Raw genomic sequence first — 19,688 nt, 5'->3', positions numbered from 1 at the left:
TTCCCGCGCAGGCGGGAATCCAGTCCAGACGTCAGAACTGGATTCCCGCCTGCGCGGGAACACGCTGCTCCACACCGCCCACGCTTCCCCTGCCCGATCGGCTGGTCTAAAGGCAGCGGCATGACCGATGTCGCACCACCAGCACAAAGCTGGAAAGTCACCCTCCCCTGCACCCGCGCCGAAGCCGAAGCGCTCGACGGCGACATCGCTGCCTTCGCCCTGATGGACAGCCCGCCGGTGCTGATGACCAGCGAAGCCACGCCCGATGATGAAGAGGCATGGCAACTCGACGCCTATTTCGAAGGAAAACCCAGCCCCGCCGCGATTAAGCTGCTCCGCACGCTCGTCCCCAGCGCCGCGCGCTCCAAGCCGGTGGTCGTTGCGTTACCCGACGAAGATTGGGTGACGATCAGCCAGCAGGGAATGGAGCCAGTGACCGCTGGCCGCTTCCACGTCCGTAACCTCGCCATCGACCCTGAACAGCCCGGCCACGTCAATCTGCTCATCACGGCCAGCCGCGCGTTCGGCACTGGCCAGCATGAAACGACGGCAGGGTGCCTGGCCATGCTGGACCGGATGCACCGGGTCGGCACGCGCTGCCGCAATGTCGCCGATATCGGCACCGGCACTGGCCTGCTGGCCTTCGCCGCTTTGAACCTGTGGCCGCGCGCCTATGCCATCGCGTCGGATATCGATCCGGTTGCCGTGGAAATCAGCGTCGAAAATGCCGCCGCCAACAGCGTTCCGCTGGGCCATGGACAGGGGCGGCTGGCACTGGTGACGGCTGCTGGCGGCAATCATCCCGCGCTGATCGGGCGCGCGCCCTATGATCTGCTCATCGCCAATATCCTCGCCGGGCCGCTGATCGAACTCGCCCCGTCGCTGTGCGCGCTGGTGGAGGATGGCGGCACCATTCTGCTCGCGGGCCTGCTCAAGGATCAAGCCGACGCCGTCCTCGCAGCCTATCGCGCGCAGGGGATGCGCCTCGCCGAGCGCGCCGACCGTGGCGACTGGCCGACATTGCGCCTGCGCAAACGCCCCACGATCGGCTGGAAACGCCCCCGCAGGATCAATCCGGCAGCACGCGGCGACGCCCCCGGTTTCGGCAGCATTTAGGAGACACCCATGGCCATCATCCGCAGCACGATCATCCATGAAGGCACGGACGAGACGTTCGAAAGCGTCGCGGTTTTCGACGACGTCGGCGCCAGCCCAAAGCCCGGCATCCTCCTCTTCCCCAACGTGCTGGGGACCAAGGAAGCCGATTTTATCTACGCGGAAAAAGTCGCCGCGCTGGGCTATGCCGTGCTGGTCGCCGACGTGTTCGGACAGGGCAAGCGCACCAGCCGCGCCGACGAAAATCCCGCCGTCTATATGAACCTGCTCAACGCCGACCGCGCCATGCTGCGCGACCGGGTGATCGGCGCGCTCGACACTCTCAAGGCCATGGCGCAGGTCGATGCCGCGCGCACGGCCGCGATCGGCTTCTGCTTCGGCGGCAAATGCGTGCTGGACCTCGCCCGCAGCGGCGCGGACATTGCTGGCGGAGTCAGCTTCCACGGCGTCTATGACGCCCCGCCCTTCCCCAATGCCGCGATCACCGCAAAGCTGCTGGTCTGCCACGGCTGGGACGACCCGATCGCCCCACCGCCCGCCACCGTCGCGCTGGCGCAGGAACTCACCGATGCGGGATGCGACTGGCAAATCCACGCCTATGGCGGCACCGGCCACGCCTTCACCGACGAATCGGTGAACATGCCGGAAAAGGGCCTCGCCTACAGCCCGGACGCCGACCGCCGCAGCTTCCGTTCGATGAAGGACTTTGTGGGCGATCTGTTCACTTAGAGCGGTATGACGTCACCCTGATCCGTTCGCTTCGAGCGAAGTCGAGAAGCCCAGTGCCGCCCCTGCGTTTCTCGACCTCGCTCGAAACGAACGGACGAGCCCTCCCAATCAGCGCGTGGGAATCCGCCGCGCGCTGGCCAGATGATGCGCATGGGTGATGGCCACCGCCAGCGCATCGGCGGCGTCAGGCCCAACGATCTTCACACCCGGCAACAGGCGCGACACCATGGCATGAACCTGATCCTTGGACGCATTGCCCACGCCAACGACGGATTTCTTGACCAGCCGGGCGGCATATTCGCCAACCTCCATGCCCGAACGCGCGGCATTCAGCAGGATGACCCCCCGCGCCTGCCCCAGCTTCAGCGTCGATTGCGGATTGACGTTGACGAACACCTCCTCGACCGCCGCACCATCGGGCCGATGTTCCAGAATAAGGTCAGTCAGCGTCAGGTCCAGCACAAGCAACCGCGACGCCAGCGGCATGGCGCTATCCGTCTTGATCTGGCCATTGCCGATATGCGTCAGCCGATTGCCATCCGCAGCGATCAGCCCCCAGCCCGTCGTGCCAAGGCCGGGATCAAGCCCAAGCAGGATCATGCGCCGATTCTCGCCCCTTGGGGGAGAGGATAGCAAGGCTTGCCGACTGGTCGGCTAGCCGCGCTTGGAGAGGGGACCAACGGTCGCCCTGCAACAATGCCCTCTCCCCCAGGGAGAGAGGGATCAAAGATCAACCTAATTTCTCCATAACCTCGTCGGACACTTCATAATTGCCCCACACGGTCTGGACGTCGTCGTCATCCTCCAGCGCATCGACCAGCTTCAACAGGGTCGCGGCATTGGCTTCATCGAGTTCGACAGTCGTCTGCGGCTTCCACGCCAGCTTTGCGCCATCGGCCGCGCCCAGCTTGGCTTCCAGCGCCTTGGCGACTTCGTGCAGCGAATCCATCGCGGTCCAGATTTCATGCTCGTCATCGTTGGACGACACGTCTTCCGCACCGGCTTCCAGTGCCGCCTCGAACATCGCTTCGGCGTCGCCCGCGCTGGCCGGATAGGTGATCAGCCCCATGCGGTCGAACCCATGGCTCACCGCGCCCGACGCGCCAAGATTACCGCCATTCTTCGAAAAAGCGGTCCGCACGTTCGTCGCAGTGCGATTGCGGTTGTCGGTCAGCGCCTCGACGATGATGGCCACGCCAGCGGGACCATAGCCCTCATAGCGGATCTCTTCATAATTGTCGGTGTCGCCGCCGATCGCCTTGTCGATCGCGCGCTGGATATTGTCCTTGGGCATGGACTGCGCCTTGGCCGCGTTGACCGCAAGGCGCAGACGCGGGTTCATGTCCACATCGGGCATGCCCATCTTCGCCGCGACGGTGATTTCGCGGCTCAGCTTGGAAAACATCGAGGAGCGCTTTTTATCCTGCGCGCCCTTGCGATGCATGATGTTCTTGAATTTGGAATGGCCGGCCACGGCCTTCTCCCTGACTTATCTGTGAAACCGAAGGGCGCTCTCTAGCGAGGGCAAGCGCCGCGCGCAATGTCAGACGAGAATCGCGGTCCCAGACGCCGACACCATCAACATGGAGCCATTGGAGCCAAGCACCTCATAATCCAGGTCCACGCCGACCACCGCATTCGCGCCCAGCGTCGCGGCCCGCATGCGCATTTCACCGATCGCCTGTTCGCGAGCGCGCTGCAACACATCCTCATAGGCGCCCGAACGGCCACCCACTATGTCGCGCACGCTGGCAAACAGGTCGCGAAACAGGTTCGCGCCCACGATCACCTCCCCGGTGACGATGCCGAGATATTCCTTGGCGGGCCGTCCTTCCAGACGGCTGGTGGTGCTCACGATAATCTCGGACATGGGCGCTGCTCCTTTTCTTTATTCCATGCCCAACGCGGACAGATAGGTCTGGAGAATGGCTTCCATTTCCTGCCGGTCATGCGGCTGCATCTTACGCAATCGGACGATCTGGCGCATGATCTTTGGGTCATAACCCGTTGATTTTGCTTCCAGATAGACATCCTTGATGTCGTCGCCAATGCCCTTCTTCTCTTCTTCCAGACGCTCGATACGCTCGATCAGCAGGCGTAGCTGGTCGGCGGCGACATTGTCTTCGGCCATGGGGTATTCTCCGGTTAGATGTGAATCGGGTTGGCCGTGGCTCCTAATGGCTGTCGGCGTTCTTCGCCACACTCTCTTTCATCCGCGCGATTTGTTCGGGCGTCGCGTCGCCCTGATGCTGGTTTTTCCATTGCGCAAAGGGCATGCCGTGGATGACCTCTCGCGCCGTGTCCCTGTCCATCGCACCGTCCGCTTCGGCTACCCAGTCGGCCAGGCAATTGCGGCAAAAGCCCGCCGCGCCCATCAGATCGATATTCTGCACGTCGGTGCGATGTTGCAAATGCGCAACCAGACGCCGGAAGGCGGTTGCAGCGGCGGCATCTGTGAGTATGGTGTCCGACATCGGCGGTTCCTTTTCGCTGATTTACATCATCCTGTCGTGCAGCACGGATAAACCATAACGACGCCCAGGCAAGCCAGAGGCGCCCATGACGGTCAGGAGACGCCATGACAAGATTACCCCCGCGAACGCGCAAGGTTCGCATTCTCGTGACCCTTGGCCCGGCCAGCGACAGTGCGGAGATGATCCGCGCCCTGTTCATCGCAGGCGCTGACGCGTTCCGCATCAATATGAGCCACGGCGCGCATGAGGATCATGCCGCCCGCATCGCTACCATCCGTGCGCTGGAAAAGGAATTTGCGCGGCCCACGACGATACTGGGCGATCTGCAAGGGCCAAAGTTGCGCGTGGGCACCTTCGAAAAGGGTCTGGTGGTCCTCGAAAAAGGCGCGACGTTCATACTGGACCGCAGCGACACGCCGGGCGACGCCAACCGGGTCAACCTGCCCCATCCCGAAATCTATGCCGCGCTGGTGCCGGGTACGCGCCTGTTGCTGGACGATGGCAAGATGGTGTTGCGGGTGAAGTCGGTCGATAGCGGGCGGATCGAAACGATCGTGGAGGTCGGCGGCGCACTGTCCAATCGCAAGGGCGTGAACGTCCCCGACGTGGTTGTGCCGGTGCCCGCGCTGACCGACAAGGACCGCCGCGACCTGAGCTTCGCGATGCAGCAGGGGTGCGACTGGATCGCGCTCAGTTTCGTGCAGCGGCCCGAGGATCTGGCCGAAGCGCGCAAGCTGATGGGCGGCTATGGTGCCTTGATGGCCAAGATCGAGAAGCCCTCCGCCGTGCAGCGGCTGGAGGAGATTATCGAACTGGCCGATGGCGTGATGGTCGCACGCGGCGATCTGGGCGTGGAATTGCCGCCGCAGGCCGTGCCGCCGCTGCAAAAGCAGATCGTGGCGACGGCACGGCGCATGGGCCGCCCGGTTGTCGTGGCAACGCAGATGCTCGAATCCATGATTACCGCCCCGACCCCAACCCGCGCCGAAGTGTCCGACGTCGCAACCGCAGTGTATGACGGGGCGGATGCGATCATGTTGTCGGCGGAAACGGCGGCGGGCGCATGGCCGGTCGAAGCCGTCACGATGATGGACAGCATCGCCCACAGCGTCGAGCGTGATCCGGGCTATTATGCGCGGCTGCACTTTACCGAAACCAAGCCCGACGCGACCACCGCCGACGCTCTGGCGGAGGCGGCGAGCAATATTGTGTCCGTCGTGGGGGCAAGCGTCATAACCTGCTTCACCTCATCGGGCAGCACGGTGCGGCGCGTAGCCCGTGAACGCCCCTCCGCGCCGATCCTGGCGCTGACGCCGCGCGCCGATACCGCGCGCAAGCTGGGGCTGACCTGGGGCGTACACGCGATACGGACCAAGGATATCGGCACGTTCGAGGAAATGATCGGCAAGGCACGCCGCATGGCCCTGCGCCACGGCATGACGGAAAAGGGCGGCAAGATCGTCGTGCTGGCGGGCGTTCCCTTCGGCACGCCGGGGTCCACCAACGTCCTGCACGTCGCCACGATACGCGGCGACGAACTGAAAGGTCGCGAATAGACGGGTCGGGTAGGGGGGAACGCGACCCGCGCCCCCTCTTACTGCTTTGGCAGCCTGATGACCTTACACCTACCCGTTCACTTCGAGCGCAGTCGAGAAGTTGTCAGCGCCGTGCGCGGGTTTCTCGACACGCTCGAAACGAACGGACCCGGTGCAGTCCATTTGCGCTGATCATTACAAGCGCGGCACGTCGAAAGCAGGTTTTCAGACCATGCCTCCCGCTTCCGTTCGCTTCGAGCGAAGTCGAGAAGCCAGAGCGCCGCACTTCCATTTCTCGACAGGCTAGAACCAGACGGACGAGGCCTTCCACTTACCCCAATATGTAATCGACCCCTGCCATCGCGTGGATATGGGTGCAGTCATAGATGGGCAGCACGTTCGCGCTGACGTCCACGATCAGTTCCAGTTCGGTGCAGGCCAACACCACCGCCTGCACATCCTGCTTGGCGATGTCGGTCAGTTCCGACTTCATATAGCGTTCGGATTCGCGGCTGACCTTCCCCACGGTCAGTTCGTCATAGACGATTGCGTCGATCCGCTCGGCGAGGTCCATGTCTGGGGGCAGCAGTGATACGCCATGCCCCACCAGCCGCTGGCGATAGAATTTCTCGGTCATGACGTTGCGCGTGCCGATCAGCGCCGCTTTTTCGATACCGTCCGCCTGCATCTTACGGCCGACCTGTTCGGCGATGTGCAGGACAGGGATGCGTACCGATTCCTGCACCCGTTCATACACGCGATGCATCGAATTGGCGCAGATCAGCAGCGCCCCCGCGCCCGCCTTCTCCAGCCGCACGGCCGCTTCGATCAACTGCCGTGCCGCGCAATCCCAATCATCATCGGTCGCGCATCGCGCCACTTCCGCAAAGTCCAGGCTTTCGATCACCAACGGCGCGCTATGCTGCCCGCCCTTTGCGCGATGCACGGCCTTGTTGATGATCTCATAATAGCGGGCGGTAGAGGTCCAGCTCAGACCGCCGATCAGGCCAAGTTTATGCATGCTATCCCCCGCGAACCCGTAAAATGAAAAAGGACGACAAGGCATGGCGCCCTGCCGTCCCTTGATGGTTAGGGGATGGCCCGCTTAGTGGGCAAGCCCCTTGACGATTTCCTCGACCATCTTCTTGGCATCGGCCAGCAGCATCATGGTATTGTCCATATAGAACACTTCATTGTCGACACCGGCATAGCCAGCCCCGCCCATGGATCGCTTGACGAACAGCACCGACTTGGCGTTAGCGACGTCCAGAATCGGCATGCCGTAAATGGGCGATGTCTTGTCCGTCTTGGCCGCCGGGTTGGTCACGTCGTTCGCCCCGATGACGAAGGCGACGTCGCACTGGCCAAACTCGCTGTTGATGTCCTCCAGCTCGAACACTTCGTCATAGGACACGTTCGCTTCGGCCAGCAGCACGTTCATATGCCCCGGCATACGGCCCGCAACGGGGTGGATCGCATATTTGACCTTCACCCCTTCCTTTTTCAGCAGGTCGCCCATTTCGCGCAGCGCATGCTGCGCCTGACTCACCGCCATGCCGTAACCCGGCACGATGATGACGCTGTCGGCCTGCTTCATCAGGAACGCCGCGTCCTCCGCGCTGCCGCGCTTGTAGGGACGGTCGATCACGGGTCCGCCCGCACCCGAAGGCCCGCTCTCCGCGCCAAATCCGCCAGCGATCACGCTGATGAAGCTGCGGTTCATGGCTTTGCACATGATGTAGGACAGGATCGCACCGGAAGACCCCACCAGCGCGCCGGTGATGATCATCGCGCTGTTGCCCAGCGTGAAGCCCATCGCCGCCGCCGCCCAGCCGGAATAGCTGTTGAGCATCGACACCACGACCGGCATGTCCGCCCCGCCGATCGGGATGATCAGCAGGAAGCCGATGACGAACGACAGGCCGATGACTGTCCAGAACAGCCATGGCACCTGCGTGGGCGCGGGCATCGCATAGAACCAGCCGATCAGCCCGACGATCGCGACCAGCGTCCCCAGATTGATGACATGACGCCCCGGCAGCATGATCGGCTTGCCCGACATATTACCGTTCAGCTTCAGGAAGGCGATGACGGAGCCTGAAAAGGTGATCGCGCCGATCGCCACGCCCAGCCCCAGTTCGATGCGGCTGGCATTATGAATCTGGCCAGTCACCAGATCCGCAATACCGAACGCACCGGGATTGAGATAGGCAGCCGCGCCGACCAGCACGGCGGCAAGCCCGACGAGACTGTGGAACGCCGCCACCAACTGCGGCATGTCCGTCATCGCGATCCGCCGCGCGATGATGAAGCCGATGCCACCACCCACGGCGATCGCCCCGACGATCTCCGGCAGGCTCACCACATCATGCGTATAGAGCGTGGTCGCGACCGCGATGCCCATGCCGATCATGCCCATGCGGTTGCCGCGACGGCTGGTCGCCGGGCTGGACAGCCCACGCAGCGCGAGGATGAACAGGACGCCCGCGGCCAGATAGGCCAGGCTCACCCCCCATGGGATTTGCGCAATGTCATGCATCACTTGCGCTCCTTCTTCTTGTACATCGCCAGCATGCGCTCGGTCACGGCAAAGCCCCCGAAGATGTTGACCGACGCCAGCACGACCGCCAGCAGCCCCAGATATTTGGCCGCCGCGCTCCCCGCTTCCGCCGACGCGACCAGCGCGCCCACGATGATGACCGAAGAAATCGCATTAGTGACCGCCATCAACGGCGTGTGCAGCGCAGGCGTCACCGACCACACCACATAATAGCCGACAAAACACGCCAGCACGAAAACCGACAGGATGGAAATAAAGTCCATTCTAGTCCTCCCCTATTTGTTCGTTGGCCGTCGCCATGATCCCGGCGACGGCAGTGTCCAGTTCGTTCAAGATCGTCATGGCCGGTATCCGCAGGACCAACAGTCCTCTTGCCGCGAACCAGCCATCACGTCGTTCATCGCTCAGCGGGGCATCACCCCGGTTATGCCCTTCGCCGTCCACCTCGATGACGAGCCGCGCCTCGTGACAGTAGAAGTCTGCTACATAAGGACCGGATGGATGTTGGCGACGGAACTTCAAGCCTCCCGGCCGCTCCCGAAGCACTTGCCATAGCTTCACTTCGGGCAGGGACATGGCGCCACGAAGCTGCCTGGCTTGATGACCCCGCCCTTGCAGCACCGTCATCCTCCCCTGCAAGGGGAGGTGGCAGGCGAAGCCTGACGGAGGGGTGTCCCCCTATCGAGAGGGTGACACCCCTCCACCACCAGCAAGCTGGCGGTCCCCCTCCCCTTGCAGGGGAGGATGGGGACCATCCCAGCCATCAACTCGCCAACAACCGCTCGTTCACAACCCTGCCACCCTGCGTCAGGCGAATGGCGTTGCCGATTTCCTCGTCCAGCACCGGCGCATTCTTCTCCTTGTCCCAAAATGCGGACAGGAAGTTGAACAGGTTGCGCGAAAACAGCGCCGACGTGTCGGTCGCCAGGCGCGAGGGCACATTGCGATGCCCCACGATCTTGACGCCATGGCGCACGACCACTTCACCGGCCACCGCACCCTCGACATTGCCGCCCTGCTCAACCGCCAGATCGACGATCACGCTACCCGGCTTCATCGTCGCGATCTGCGCGTCGGTGATGAGGCGCGGCGCGGCGCGGCCGGGGATCAGCGCCGTGGTGATGACGATGTCCTGCTTGGCGATATGCGCGGAGACCAGCTCGGCCTGAGCCGCCTTATATTCGTCGGACATTTCGGTGGCATATCCACCAGCGCCTTCGCCCTCGATCCCGGCGACCTTCTCCACGAAGATCGCCTTGGCACCCAGCGATTCGATCTGTTCCTTCGTCGCGGCGCGCACGTCGGTGGCGCTGACCTGTGCGCCCAGCCGCCGCGCGGTGGCGATCGCCTGAAGCCCCGCGACGCCAACCCCCATGATGAACGCCTTGGCCGCCGACACCGTGCCGGCCGCCGTCATCATCATCGGAAACGCCTTGCCATATTCACCCGCAGCGTCGAGCACGGCCTTGTACCCAGACAGGTTCGATTGCGACGATAATATGTCCATCGACTGCGCGCGCGTGATGCGCGGCATGAACTCCATCGCCAGCGCCTCATAGCCAGCCGCAGCATAGCCATCGACCCGCGCCCGTTCCCCGAAAGGATTAAGGCCGGCAACGATCCACGCCCCCGGCGCAGCGCCCGATATGCTCGCTACATCCGGGCCTTGCACGCCCAACACAATGTCCGCGCCCGCCACGGTCGCGCCGCGATCCGCTACAGTAGCGCCCGCCGCACCATAATCAGCGTCGGCGATGGATGCGGTCAGGCCAGCGCCTGCCTCCACCGCGACCTGCGCGCCCAGTGCGATGAACTTCTTTACTGTTTCGGGCGTGGCGGCGACACGCCGTTCGCCTGCCGCCTGTTCTTTTACCACTGCTATTTTCATTATTCTTATATCCCCCTCCTAAACGCCCGCCGCTTTTTAGCTGGAGATCAGCAGCACCACGATTGCCGCAACCGCGATGCTGGCAATCGTGCCCCATTTCATCACACCGATGAAGCTGTCATAAGTTTTAGCTGCATTCTTGATGTTGCCGTCCGACGCCATGTCCGATCCCCTTCTGCAATGATTGTGGGCTACCTCTTATCCCCAACCTGTTTCACCCTCAACCCGCACAGCGCCAAGAAAATCTTTTGCGGTTAAGCGGCCCTTTACTTGCGCGCGCTATCGTCCCCCTATTCTGACCAAGGGGTGTAAATGGCGCGCGACGGCATACCGATGCTGATGTTGATCGACGACGAACCGGCGCAAAGGCGGCTCGTTTCGGCATTGGCAGCCCGTGCAGGGTGGAAGACGATTTTTGCGCAGGATGGAGAGACCGCCATTGCGACGCTCGGCACGCAGGACGGGATGCTGCTCGACGCGATCATATTGGACCAGTGGAGTCCCGATTACGAACCATCTGGCCTCATCCGCGAAATTCGTGAACGCCGTCCCTCGCTCCCTATCCTGATCCTGACCGCGCATAATAATGTCGCGGTCGCAGTCGATGCGATGCGCGCAGGGGCCACCGATTATCTGTCCAAGCCGATTGCGCCCGAACGGCTGCTCGCCGCGCTCAACGCGACGGTGATGGAGGGCAGCGCGCGTGGCGAATTGCGCCCGCTCACCGAAAAAATCACCGCCCCCCTCTCGTTCGAGGACGTCGTAGGGTCCGCCCCGCAATTCCGCACCGCGCTCGCCATCGCGGCAAAAGCGGCCCGTGCGCGCGTGCCCGTCCTGATAGAGGGCGAAAGCGGCGTGGGCAAAGACGTCATCGCCCGCGCCATCCACACCGCCTCCCCCCGCCACAAACAGGCGATGGTGACGGTCAATTGCGGCGCCATCCCATCCAACCTGGTCGAATCGGAACTGTTCGGCCACGAACGCGGGGCCTTCACCGGTGCGTTCGACCGCCACGTCGGCAAATTCGCCAGCGCCGACATGGGGACCATATTCCTCGATGAAATCAGCGAAATGCCGCTCGACGCACAGGTCAAACTGCTGCGCGTCCTGCAGGATGGCGAAGTCCAGCCCATCGGCGCGCGCCGCCCCGTCCATGTCGATGTGCGCGTGATCGCCGCCACCAACAAACGCCTGATCGAGGAAGTCGAGGAAGGCCGCTTCCGCGAAGACCTTTATTACCGCCTCAACGTCGTCCAACTCACCGTGCCGCCTTTGCGCGACCGCATGGGCGACATTCCCGCGCTGTGCCGCCACCTGCTGGCGCGGATCGCGACCCAGCCGGGCCTGCGCGGCCTTGGCCTCACCGACGACGCGCTCGCTTTGTTGATGCAGCATGGCTGGCCCGGCAATGTCCGTCAGTTGCAGAACGCCCTCTTCCGCGCCGCCGTCCTGTGCGAAGGCGACGCGCTGACGCCGCAGGATTTTCCTCAGATCGCTGCGCAGATCAAGATTGGCGACCGCACCGACGTCCATCATCTGCGTCCGCGCGCCGCCAGCCAGCCCCACCGAGACGGCGCGGGCATCACTTTGTTCGAAGGCGACGGCCATGTCCGCCAACTGGCCGAAATCGAGGCCGACGTCATTCGCCTCGCCATCGGCCATTATCGCGGCCGCATGACCGAAGTCGCCCGGCGACTGGGGATCGGCCGCTCCACCCTCTATCGCAAACTGGCCGAACTGGGCATCGACAGCGCGGCCTGACGCGCGGCCCAACGCGCTGAACGACACGCCTCGCGGGCAAGGGCGTTGAACAATTGGCGCGGCTGTGCTTTGGAATGCGGATGACACGCCTTTCCTTCGCATCATGCCTGCCACTCCTCCTGCTCGTCGCCTGTGGCCGGACCGAGCCGGTGTCCGACATGCCGACGCAGGAGGAACTGGCGGCCGCCGCCAACGCCGCCGCAGCCAGGGCGCTGACGAGCCAACAAGCCGCCGATGCCGACGAAACCCGGCTCTATACCAATATCGAACATGGTTTTTCAGTCACCTTCCCCGAAGGATGGATGATCAACAAGGGCGCCAGCACCGATGAGGGCGCGGTCTATGAAGATCCCGGCGCGGGCGCGGACGTGCGCGTCTTCTGGCAACAAAATGACAGGGATCAGACGCTGCAACAGATCGTCGGCACGGTCAGCAGCGGGTCCGAGGGCGTCAACGGCGAATATATCGGCGAAAACGAATATCGCGGCACCGCCAATGACGGCGAAGGCAATAATGTCGCCATCCGCCTGCTGCGTCAGCCTGACGGCTCAATCGTGACCGCGACCTTCGTCTATCCCGAAATGCTCAGCGAACAATATAAGCCCATCATGGACAAGACGCTCGCCAGCATGCGCATCTTCGCCCCCAAGGCAGAGACGCCCGATGGCGAAATGACCGTACCACCAGCGGAAAACGCCACCAACGCAGCGGCTCCAGCGACCACCAGCGCGCAATAACAAAACTCCCCTCCCTTTCAGGGAGGGGTTAGGGGGTGGGTAGCGAGCGAAGCGAGCCTACGCCCTGACGGCGATCACCAACGCTCACATTCATTACACATCCGTAACGACCTTCTCTCCAAAAGCGCGTAGACCTGTGGTCCTCACTCTGGAAATCGCCAGGCCCTAAACCGCGCTCAACCCCGCATCCGCCAGCCCGCGCCAAAGCTGCACCGCCTGCACGCTCTCCCTGACATCATGCACCCTTACCATCTGCGCGCCCAGCTGCGCCGCGCGAAACGCCAGCGCAACCGACCCGCCCAGCCGGCCGGCAGCAGGCGCTTCATTGGACAGCGCGCCGATCAACCGCTTGCGGCTCCCCGCGAACAATAACGGCACGCCCAAACCCTGAAATGTCGCCAGCCCATTCACCAGCGCCAGATTGTCGGCCAGGCTCTTGCCAAAGCCCAACCCCGGATCGACCATGATCCGATCCCGCGCAATCCCCGCCTCCAGACACGCGGCAATCCGCGCCTCCAGATGATCGAACACATCCGCTACCACATCGCCATATCCATCGGGATTGGCATGGGGATCGTCCCCTGCCGACGGCGCATGCATCAGGATGACCGGGCAACCCGCCTGCGCCACCACGTCCATGCTGCGCGGATCATGCAGCAGCGCGCTGACATCATTGACGATCCGCGCCCCGGCCGCCAGCGCGGCCTCCATCACCGCCGCCTTGCGGGTATCGACCGATACCGGCACGCCAGCCGCCGCCAGCCGCTCGATCACCGGCACGATCCGCGCGATTTCGTCACCCTCCCACAGCTTCTCCGCGCGCGGCCGGGTCGACTCGCCACCCACATCGACCAGCGCCGCCCCCGCCGCCGTCCTGGCATAGCCCGCGTCCGCCGCCGCCTGCGGATCGCCGACATGCTTGCCGCCATCGGAAAAGCTGTCGGGCGTAATGTTCAGGATCGCCATGACCTGCGGCGCGTCGAACCGGATCGTGCGATCGCCCAGCACCAGCGGCAAACGCGGCGCAGATATATTCGCCGCCAGCCTCCGCGCCCTTGCCGCCAGCGGATCGGGCAACTGCGCCACCGCCGCCTCGAAATCCCCAACCGCTATGGTCGTCCGCAACAGCCGCTCGCTGCCCCGCAGTGCCGTCAGTTCATACCCCTGAAACCAGATCAGCCCATTGCCCATCCGCGCCGCCGCGCCATCGGGCAAGCCGATCGGGGTCGGCACGAACCAGACCGGACGCAGGTAGAGCCGGGCGTCAGCGGGGATTTGAGGCAACGTCATCTTATCTCTCCGTTCGCCCCGAGCACAGTCGATGCCGTTAAGTCAGTCGAATCGGATCAAGGCTCGTTGGCCAGCAAATAGGTCTGGCGCAGCGTATCGATCGGCAGCAGCTTGCCATCCTGTTCGATATGCCAGAATGTCCAGCCGTTGCAGCTAGGCGCATTTTGCAACGTCGCGCCGATCTTGTGGATCGACCCGCTATCCGCCCCTATCGCCAGCGATCCATCCGCCCGCACCGTGGCGCTCCATCGACGCTTGATATCGCTCAGAATCGTGCCGGGCGTCAGATAGCCTGTCTCCACCAGCGTGCCGAACGCGACCTTGGGCTGCTGGCGCGCGGTCTGCATGATGGTAAGCGAGGATTCGTCGAGCGGCAACGCCGCCTCGATCCGCTCCAGCGCTACCTCGATATAGCTATCTTCGCGCTCGATACCGATCCATTTGCGCCCCAACCGCTTGGCCACCGCGCCAGTCGTGCCAGTACCAAAAAATGGATCAAGCACGACATCGCCCGGCTTGGTGCAGGCCAGCATCACGCGATACAGCAACGCTTCGGGCTTTTGCGTTGGATGCGCCTTCGTCCCGTTGCGCTTCAACCGCTCCTGCCCGCCACAGATCGGCAGCACCCAGTCGGACCGCATCTGCAATTCATCGTTCAGCGTCTTCATCGCCTTATAATTGAACGTATATCGCGCATCTTCGCCCTGGCTGGCCCAGATCAGAGTCTCATGCGCATTGGTAAACCGCGTGCCCTTGAAATTGGGCATCGGGTTGGCCTTGCGCCAGATGATGTCGTTGAGGATCCAGAAGCCCTCATCCTGCAAGGCAGTGCCGACGCGGAAGATATTGTGGTAGCTGCCGATGACCCAGATCGTGCCGTCCGGCTTCAATATGCGCCGCGCTTCCGCCAGCCACGCCTTGGTAAAGCGGTCATAGGCAGCCAGCGTATCGAACTTGTCCCAGTCATTATCGACTGCATCGACCCGCCCGCCTTCGGGCCGGAACAGGTCGCCGCCCAGTTGCAGATTATAGGGTGGATCGGCAAAGATCATGTCGATGCAGCCGTCGGGCAGCTTGGCCATTTCCGATATACAATCGCCACGCAGCAGGCGATCCGCCTCGATCGGCACCGCCGGGGCGAGCGCTATCGCCTTCTTCCGCCGCGTCGCAACGCGCTCCATCACACCCATCAGTCTGCCCCCGTCGATTTCGTAGGGCCAGCGATGAGTCTTCGGGAGTCCGCCGTCAAGATCAGCGACTCGTTCCGCCAACCTCACGCCGTTCTTCGCAGGAGAAAGAACAAACCAGCACCCACAAGATGTAGAGTCATCCAGTCCGATAGAGACTCAATATCGGGCGGTGTGACGCAAAAGACTCATCACTTCGACCTGCCGGACTTTTTTTAGTTAACAGCTGCACAGGCGTTTAAACCGGCCTGCATCTTGACCAACTCATAACCTCATGATTATGGCTCGGCCATGACAGTCACTGCTTCCGATGCCGACCGCACGATCGCGATCGACGCCCTGTTCAAGGCCTTGTCCGACGGCACCCGCCGCGCACTGATCGAATCGCTGGTGCAGGATGGCGAGCAGAATGTGCTGACCCTGACCAAGGCGTCGGGCGTATCGCAACCCATGGTGTCGCGCCATCTTGAAAAACTAAAGCGTGCCGGTCTGGTGACGGCGCGGCGGGCTGGACGCGAAACATGGTATGCCGCGCGCATCAAGGGGCTGGCCCCGGTGATCGGCTGGATGGCAATCCATGGCGCGCTCTGGTCGCAACGCTTTTCCGCGCTGGAGGGACTGGGCACGGACTGACCGCTTTATCGGCAGTAGCCTTCCTGCCCGGCGATCACGATCAGGCAGTCCCCCTTGCCTGCCAGATATTTAAAGCCTGTTTCGTCGCCCTTGCCCGGCCGGATCGTCAGCGTCTTGCCATCGCGCTCGAACTGGATCGTCGATCCGTCTGCCATCCCGTTATAATCGTCCTGCCGGTCCAGATTATCCTTGTTCGTCAGGACATAATGCCCCGCCTTTCCATCGGGCGACAGCTGAATGTCCAAAAAAAGCCCCTCCGGCCCGTTCCAGCGACCAACCCACTCATCGGTCGGCAGGCGAACATCCGCGACCTGATTATTGCGCAAAACCGCATCAGAATCCCCTCTTGCCTCCATCGCTGGCGCCAGCGCGACATTGTTCGTCGCACCGGCGTCGTCCGCGCTTTTGGAACAGGCTGCCATCGATAACGGCAGGATCAGCAGAACAGCGAGGGATCGTTTCATGACAGGCTCCTGCAACTATAGCGGACGATAAACGGCCTGCAGCGCAGGTCGATCCCACCGCCGTGATGGCGATGCCACACAACGCAAATAACGATGATGCCGTAACGACAATATCTTGCGACTCTTCCTGTCTGCGCGCAAAGGACGAAATGGGGAATCAAAGATGAGCGCAAGAATCGAAATGTCCGCGACTGCCGTTAGACCCAGAGCGCGTTTTGTTCGCGAAGCAGCCGATGTGCGGCGACAGGCGCTGATCGACGCTACAGCCCGCTGCCTTGCTGAAAAAGGCGTAAGCGGCACATCGGTACGCGGCATCTGCGCACGCGCAGGCGTCTCCTCCGGCCTCCTCACCCATTATTTCGATGGCGTCGATGCGCTGGTGCTCGCCACCTATGCCGATGTCGGCGCCAAAGTGTCCGCTGCGATCGACATGGCCGTGGCACAGGCCGGACCCGACCCACGCGATCGACTGCGCGCCTGTCTTCAGGCGAATTTCTGCGCGCCCATATTGGACCCTGACCTGCTGGCGACATGGATCGCTTTCTGGAGTCTGGTCAAGACAGATCCCAGCATCGCCGCCGTTCATGCAGAAGTCTATCGTGCGTCGCGCAGGCAGTTGGAAAGTTTCCTGCATGCCGCTGCGCCCTTCATGTCGAATCATCAGGTGCGAATCGCGGTGATCAGCCTGACCGCGCTGGTTGACGGGCTGTGGCTTGAACTGTGTCTCGACCCATCGACTTTTTCGGCGGAAGAAGCGCAGGCGATGGTCGAGCGGGCGATGCTGCAAGCGCTGGACCAAAAATAGGGCCTCGGTCTTCCGACCGGCCTGTGATCGCTTTTCTCACTTACCACGTCCTAGAAAAGCAATTTCCCCTTTACACCCTCCTCCCCTACATAGGCTGAGCAACAGCAACCCTTAGAAGGAACTGCACAGCCCATGGCTCTCATCAACACCACCATCAAGTCGTTCTCGGCCACCGCCTATAAAGAAGGCAAATTCGTCGATGTGACCGACGCTGACGTGAAGGGTAAGTGGGCGATCTTCTTTTTCTACCCCGCCGATTTCACTTTCGTATGCCCGACCGAACTGGAAGATCTGGCCAGCATCTACCCGACGCTGCAGGGTCTGAATGTCGAAGTCTATTCGGTATCGACCGACACGCATTTCAGCCACAAGGCATGGCACGACACGTCGCCAGCTATCGGCAAGATCAACTATTATATGCTGGGCGATCAGTCGGGCACGATCACCAACAATTTCGACGTGATGCGTCCGGGCGTTGGCCTTGCCGACCGTGCGACATTCCTGGTCGATCCGGAAGGCGTGATCCAGTTCATGGAAATCACGTCGGAAGGCGTCGGCCGCAACGCGACCGAACTGCTGCGCAAGGTCAAGGCCGCGCAATATGTCGCCGCGCACCCCGGTGAAGTCTGCCCGGCCAAGTGGGAAGAAGGCGAAGAAACCCTCGCCCCCTCGCTCGACCTTGTCGGCAAGATCTAAACTACCGTTCCCCTAGCGGGCCGCAATATGGCCCGGAGTGGAACCTCTCCTCCGCTCCGGGCCATTTTTGTATCTATCGAAGGACATTTACCCATGCTCGACGCCACTCTGACGCAGCAGCTCAAGGCCTATCTGGTCAACATCCGCGAGCCGATCGAACTGGTCGCCGCGCTGGGTGATGACGCCAAATCAAAAGAAATGGGCGACCTGCTCAACGAAATCGCCGCCCTGTCGGACAAGGTGACCGTGGTCGCCGGGTCTGACAAGCGCACCCCCAGCTTCATGATCCGCCGGATCGGCACCGACATCGGCGTGCGGTTCGCTGGCCTGCCGATGGGGCATGAATTTACCTCGCTGGTGTTGGCCTTGTTGCAGGTCGGCGGCCATCCGTCGAAGGCGACGCAGGATTTGATCCAGCAGATCAAGGATCTGGACGGCGACTTCGCGTTCGAAACCTATTTCTCGCTCTCATGCCAGAACTGCCCGGATGTGGTGCAGGCGCTCAACCTGATGAGCGTCCTCAATCCCCGGATCAGCCATGTCGCCATCGACGGCGCGCTGTTCAAGGCGGAAGTGGACGAGCGCAAGGTGATGGCGGTGCCCACCATCTTCCTTAACGGCGAATCCTTTGGTCAGGGCCGCATGGAACTGGAACAGATCGTTGCCAGGATCGATAGCGGTGCGGCAGCCCGCGCGGCCGACAAGATCAAGGCACAGGAACCGTTCGAAGTGCTCATCGTGGGCGGCGGACCCGCTGGCGCGGCGGCGGCGATCTATGCCGCGCGCAAGGGCATTCGCACCGGCGTCGCGGCGGAGCGGTTCGGCGGACAGGTGCTCGACACCATGGATATCGAAAACTTCATTTCCGTGTCCCGCACCGAAGGACCGAAGCTGGCGAACGCGCTGGAGGCGCACGTCAAGGATTATGACGTCGAGATCATGAACCTGCAAAAGGCCGCGAAGCTGATCCCCAGCAAGACCGAGGGTGGCTATCATGAGGTCGTGCTGGAAAATGGGGCGTCGCTGAAAGGACGCACCGTCATCCTGTCCACCGGCGCGCGGTGGCGGCAGATGGGCGTGCCCGGCGAGGACGACTATCGCAACAAAGGCGTGGCCTATTGCCCGCATTGCGACGGCCCCCTGTTCAAGGGCAAACGCGTCGCGGTGATCGGCGGCGGCAACAGCGGCGTAGAGGCCGCGATCGACCTGGCGGGCATCGTCGCCCATGTCACGTTGATCGAATATGACAGCCAGTTGCGGGCCGACGCCGTGTTGCAGCGCAAGCTGGCCAGCCTGCCCAACGTCAAGATCATCACGTCGGCACTGACGACGAAGGTGGATGGGGATGGCGATCGGGTCACGGGCCTCAGCTACAAGGACCGCAACAGCGGGATCGAACATGATGTCGCATTGGAGGGGATTTTCGTCCAGATCGGGCTGGTCCCCAACACCGAATGGCTGAAGGACGCCATTGCCCTTTCGCCGCGTGGCGAGATCGAGATCGACGCGCGGGGCGAAACGAGCCAGCCGGGGATTTTTGCCGCTGGCGATTGCACGACCGTGCCGTACAAGCAGATCGTGATCGCGATGGGCGCAGGATCGACGGCGGGCCTTTCGGCCTTCGATTACCTTATTCGCCTGCCCGCTGCGGAGGAAACAGCACAGGCGGCGTGATGCAATTTCCAGAGTGAGACATAGACATAAATGGGCCGGTCGATTCTTCGATCGGCCCTTTATGCGTGTTTGGTAAAGGCATGGTATAACGACATTTGTAATTGATAATCGCTCTCAATAGCGATATTGGCCGCCCCGA

At 62.5% G+C, this 19,688-nt stretch carries 23 protein-coding genes; 9 read left to right on the top strand and 14 right to left on the bottom strand.

What is annotated here, in order from left to right; translation table 11 throughout:
• Positions 1 to 120 precede the first annotated feature (120 nt).
• Positions 121 to 1,116: a 50S ribosomal protein L11 methyltransferase gene (locus WA070_RS14435; protein ID WP_422634625.1), complete on the top strand. Its 996-nt coding sequence runs from the start codon at positions 121 to 123 to the stop codon at positions 1,114 to 1,116.
• A 9-nt stretch (positions 1,117 to 1,125) separates the two neighbouring features.
• Complete coding sequence (locus WA070_RS14430) at positions 1,126 to 1,845, top strand: dienelactone hydrolase family protein (RefSeq protein WP_422634624.1); 720 nt, start codon at positions 1,126 to 1,128, stop codon at positions 1,843 to 1,845.
• Positions 1,846 to 1,953: 108 nt separating this feature from the next.
• Here the strand turns inward: WA070_RS14430 and ruvC are convergent, their stop codons facing one another.
• The 5 genes from ruvC to WA070_RS14405 all read right to left on the bottom strand — a co-directional run bounded on the left by ruvC (position 1,954) and on the right by WA070_RS14405 (position 4,319).
• Positions 1,954 to 2,445, bottom strand: coding sequence for a crossover junction endodeoxyribonuclease RuvC (ruvC, locus tag WA070_RS14425; RefSeq protein WP_422634623.1), 492 nt, complete (start codon positions 2,443 to 2,445; stop codon positions 1,954 to 1,956).
• A gap of 130 nt (positions 2,446 to 2,575) precedes the next feature.
• A complete protein-coding gene (locus WA070_RS14420; protein WP_422634622.1) occupies positions 2,576 to 3,319 on the bottom strand; it encodes a YebC/PmpR family DNA-binding transcriptional regulator in 744 nt (247 codons plus the stop codon).
• Between the two features lie 69 nt (positions 3,320 to 3,388).
• Entirely contained in the window at positions 3,389 to 3,715 is a 327-nt protein-coding gene (locus tag WA070_RS14415) for a heavy metal-binding domain-containing protein (RefSeq protein ID WP_174525906.1), read from the bottom strand.
• Between the two features lie 18 nt (positions 3,716 to 3,733).
• Positions 3,734 to 3,976, bottom strand: a complete 243-nt coding sequence (locus tag WA070_RS14410; RefSeq protein WP_422634621.1) for a DUF2312 domain-containing protein — start codon at positions 3,974 to 3,976, stop codon at positions 3,734 to 3,736.
• A gap of 43 nt (positions 3,977 to 4,019) precedes the next feature.
• Positions 4,020 to 4,319: a DUF1244 domain-containing protein gene (locus WA070_RS14405; protein WP_422634620.1), complete on the bottom strand. Its 300-nt coding sequence runs from the start codon at positions 4,317 to 4,319 to the stop codon at positions 4,020 to 4,022.
• Between the two features lie 104 nt (positions 4,320 to 4,423).
• On the opposite strand from WA070_RS14405, the gene pyk reads away from it, so the two are divergent.
• Positions 4,424 to 5,875, top strand: coding sequence for a pyruvate kinase (gene pyk, locus WA070_RS14400; RefSeq protein WP_422634619.1), 1,452 nt, complete (start codon positions 4,424 to 4,426; stop codon positions 5,873 to 5,875).
• A gap of 310 nt (positions 5,876 to 6,185) precedes the next feature.
• On the opposite strand, the gene WA070_RS14395 is transcribed toward pyk, so the two are convergent.
• The 6 genes from WA070_RS14395 to WA070_RS14370 all read right to left on the bottom strand — a co-directional run bounded on the left by WA070_RS14395 (position 6,186) and on the right by WA070_RS14370 (position 10,464).
• Entirely contained in the window at positions 6,186 to 6,875 is a 690-nt protein-coding gene (locus tag WA070_RS14395; RefSeq protein ID WP_422634618.1) for an aspartate/glutamate racemase family protein, read from the bottom strand.
• A gap of 84 nt (positions 6,876 to 6,959) precedes the next feature.
• Positions 6,960 to 8,393, bottom strand: a complete 1,434-nt coding sequence (locus tag WA070_RS14390) for an NAD(P)(+) transhydrogenase (Re/Si-specific) subunit beta (protein ID WP_422634617.1) — start codon at positions 8,391 to 8,393, stop codon at positions 6,960 to 6,962.
• A complete protein-coding gene (locus tag WA070_RS14385; RefSeq protein ID WP_422634616.1) occupies positions 8,393 to 8,677 on the bottom strand; it encodes a proton-translocating transhydrogenase family protein in 285 nt (94 codons plus the stop codon). Before WA070_RS14385 ends, WA070_RS14390 begins: the two co-directional genes overlap by 1 nt.
• A gap of 1 nt (position 8,678) precedes the next feature.
• A complete protein-coding gene (locus WA070_RS14380) occupies positions 8,679 to 9,041 on the bottom strand; it encodes an endonuclease domain-containing protein (protein WP_422634615.1) in 363 nt (120 codons plus the stop codon).
• 136 nt (positions 9,042 to 9,177) lie between these two features.
• Entirely contained in the window at positions 9,178 to 10,302 is a 1,125-nt protein-coding gene (locus tag WA070_RS14375; RefSeq protein WP_422634614.1) for an NAD(P) transhydrogenase subunit alpha, read from the bottom strand.
• A 36-nt stretch (positions 10,303 to 10,338) separates the two neighbouring features.
• Positions 10,339 to 10,464 carry an aa3-type cytochrome c oxidase subunit IV gene (locus WA070_RS14370; RefSeq protein ID WP_422634613.1) on the bottom strand — a complete coding sequence of 42 codons (126 nt, stop codon included), beginning with the start codon at positions 10,462 to 10,464 and terminating at the stop codon, positions 10,339 to 10,341.
• 150 nt (positions 10,465 to 10,614) lie between these two features.
• Here WA070_RS14370 and WA070_RS14365 point away from each other — a divergent pair, with 150 nt between their 5' ends.
• Positions 10,615 to 12,063, top strand: coding sequence for a sigma-54-dependent transcriptional regulator (locus tag WA070_RS14365; protein ID WP_422634612.1), 1,449 nt, complete (start codon positions 10,615 to 10,617; stop codon positions 12,061 to 12,063).
• Between the two features lie 80 nt (positions 12,064 to 12,143).
• A complete protein-coding gene (locus WA070_RS14360; RefSeq protein ID WP_422634611.1) occupies positions 12,144 to 12,800 on the top strand; it encodes a hypothetical protein in 657 nt (218 codons plus the stop codon).
• A 165-nt stretch (positions 12,801 to 12,965) separates the two neighbouring features.
• Here the strand turns inward: WA070_RS14360 and folP are convergent, their stop codons facing one another.
• Both folP and WA070_RS14350 read right to left on the bottom strand, forming a co-directional pair.
• The gene (gene folP / locus WA070_RS14355; RefSeq protein ID WP_422634610.1) at positions 12,966 to 14,090 is read right to left on the bottom strand and encodes a dihydropteroate synthase; all 1,125 of its coding nucleotides are present in this window, start codon (positions 14,088 to 14,090) and stop codon (positions 12,966 to 12,968) included.
• Positions 14,091 to 14,146: 56 nt separating this feature from the next.
• Positions 14,147 to 15,280 (bottom strand): site-specific DNA-methyltransferase, encoded by a 1,134-nt coding sequence (locus tag WA070_RS14350; protein WP_422634609.1) that lies wholly within the window; start codon positions 15,278 to 15,280, stop codon positions 14,147 to 14,149.
• 288 nt (positions 15,281 to 15,568) lie between these two features.
• Between WA070_RS14350 and WA070_RS14345 the strand changes: the two genes are divergently transcribed.
• The gene (locus tag WA070_RS14345) at positions 15,569 to 15,910 is read left to right on the top strand and encodes an ArsR/SmtB family transcription factor (protein WP_422634608.1); all 342 of its coding nucleotides are present in this window, start codon (positions 15,569 to 15,571) and stop codon (positions 15,908 to 15,910) included.
• A 5-nt stretch (positions 15,911 to 15,915) separates the two neighbouring features.
• Here the strand turns inward: WA070_RS14345 and WA070_RS14340 are convergent, their stop codons facing one another.
• Positions 15,916 to 16,374, bottom strand: a complete 459-nt coding sequence (locus WA070_RS14340) for a hypothetical protein (RefSeq protein WP_422634607.1) — start codon at positions 16,372 to 16,374, stop codon at positions 15,916 to 15,918.
• A 163-nt stretch (positions 16,375 to 16,537) separates the two neighbouring features.
• On the opposite strand from WA070_RS14340, the gene betI reads away from it, so the two are divergent.
• From betI to ahpF, 3 genes are all read left to right on the top strand, one after another.
• On the top strand, positions 16,538 to 17,179 hold the full coding sequence (gene betI, locus WA070_RS14335; protein WP_422634606.1) for a transcriptional regulator BetI: 642 nt from the start codon (positions 16,538 to 16,540) through the stop codon (positions 17,177 to 17,179).
• 132 nt (positions 17,180 to 17,311) lie between these two features.
• Positions 17,312 to 17,875: an alkyl hydroperoxide reductase subunit C gene (gene ahpC, locus WA070_RS14330; RefSeq protein ID WP_422634605.1), complete on the top strand. Its 564-nt coding sequence runs from the start codon at positions 17,312 to 17,314 to the stop codon at positions 17,873 to 17,875.
• A gap of 93 nt (positions 17,876 to 17,968) precedes the next feature.
• A complete protein-coding gene (ahpF, locus tag WA070_RS14325; protein ID WP_422634604.1) occupies positions 17,969 to 19,549 on the top strand; it encodes an alkyl hydroperoxide reductase subunit F in 1,581 nt (526 codons plus the stop codon).
• The last annotated feature ends 139 nt before the right edge of the window (positions 19,550 to 19,688 follow it).

Source organism: Sphingobium sp. (genome assembly GCF_049304695.1).
GTDB lineage: Bacteria > Pseudomonadota > Alphaproteobacteria > Sphingomonadales > Sphingomonadaceae > Sphingobium.
This window is presented reverse-complemented; position numbering and strand designations above follow the sequence as displayed.

Excerpts from the sequence above, each read along its gene's own strand:
- WA070_RS14435 (WP_422634625.1), top strand. The coding sequence starts at position 121 with ATGACCGATGTCGCACCACCAGCACAAAGCTGGAAAGTCACCCTCCCC.
- WA070_RS14430 (WP_422634624.1), top strand. The coding sequence starts at position 1,126 with ATGGCCATCATCCGCAGCACGATCATCCATGAAGGCACGGACGAGACG.
- ruvC (WP_422634623.1), bottom strand. The coding sequence starts at position 2,445 with ATGATCCTGCTTGGGCTTGATCCCGGCCTTGGCACGACGGGCTGGGGG.
- WA070_RS14415 (WP_174525906.1), bottom strand. The coding sequence starts at position 3,715 with ATGTCCGAGATTATCGTGAGCACCACCAGCCGTCTGGAAGGACGGCCC.
- WA070_RS14410 (WP_422634621.1), bottom strand. The coding sequence starts at position 3,976 with ATGGCCGAAGACAATGTCGCCGCCGACCAGCTACGCCTGCTGATCGAG.
- WA070_RS14405 (WP_422634620.1), bottom strand. The coding sequence starts at position 4,319 with ATGTCGGACACCATACTCACAGATGCCGCCGCTGCAACCGCCTTCCGG.
- pyk (WP_422634619.1), top strand. The coding sequence starts at position 4,424 with ATGACAAGATTACCCCCGCGAACGCGCAAGGTTCGCATTCTCGTGACC.
- WA070_RS14395 (WP_422634618.1), bottom strand. The coding sequence starts at position 6,875 with ATGCATAAACTTGGCCTGATCGGCGGTCTGAGCTGGACCTCTACCGCC.
- WA070_RS14390 (WP_422634617.1), bottom strand. The coding sequence starts at position 8,393 with ATGCATGACATTGCGCAAATCCCATGGGGGGTGAGCCTGGCCTATCTG.
- WA070_RS14385 (WP_422634616.1), bottom strand. The coding sequence starts at position 8,677 with ATGGACTTTATTTCCATCCTGTCGGTTTTCGTGCTGGCGTGTTTTGTC.
- WA070_RS14380 (WP_422634615.1), bottom strand. The coding sequence starts at position 9,041 with ATGACGGTGCTGCAAGGGCGGGGTCATCAAGCCAGGCAGCTTCGTGGC.
- WA070_RS14375 (WP_422634614.1), bottom strand. The coding sequence starts at position 10,302 with ATGAAAATAGCAGTGGTAAAAGAACAGGCGGCAGGCGAACGGCGTGTC.
- WA070_RS14370 (WP_422634613.1), bottom strand. The coding sequence starts at position 10,464 with ATGGCGTCGGACGGCAACATCAAGAATGCAGCTAAAACTTATGACAGC.
- WA070_RS14365 (WP_422634612.1), top strand. The coding sequence starts at position 10,615 with ATGGCGCGCGACGGCATACCGATGCTGATGTTGATCGACGACGAACCG.
- WA070_RS14360 (WP_422634611.1), top strand. The coding sequence starts at position 12,144 with ATGACACGCCTTTCCTTCGCATCATGCCTGCCACTCCTCCTGCTCGTC.
- folP (WP_422634610.1), bottom strand. The coding sequence starts at position 14,090 with ATGACGTTGCCTCAAATCCCCGCTGACGCCCGGCTCTACCTGCGTCCG.
- WA070_RS14350 (WP_422634609.1), bottom strand. The coding sequence starts at position 15,280 with ATGGGTGTGATGGAGCGCGTTGCGACGCGGCGGAAGAAGGCGATAGCG.
- WA070_RS14345 (WP_422634608.1), top strand. The coding sequence starts at position 15,569 with ATGACAGTCACTGCTTCCGATGCCGACCGCACGATCGCGATCGACGCC.
- WA070_RS14340 (WP_422634607.1), bottom strand. The coding sequence starts at position 16,374 with ATGAAACGATCCCTCGCTGTTCTGCTGATCCTGCCGTTATCGATGGCA.
- betI (WP_422634606.1), top strand. The coding sequence starts at position 16,538 with ATGAGCGCAAGAATCGAAATGTCCGCGACTGCCGTTAGACCCAGAGCG.
- ahpC (WP_422634605.1), top strand. The coding sequence starts at position 17,312 with ATGGCTCTCATCAACACCACCATCAAGTCGTTCTCGGCCACCGCCTAT.
- ahpF (WP_422634604.1), top strand. The coding sequence starts at position 17,969 with ATGCTCGACGCCACTCTGACGCAGCAGCTCAAGGCCTATCTGGTCAAC.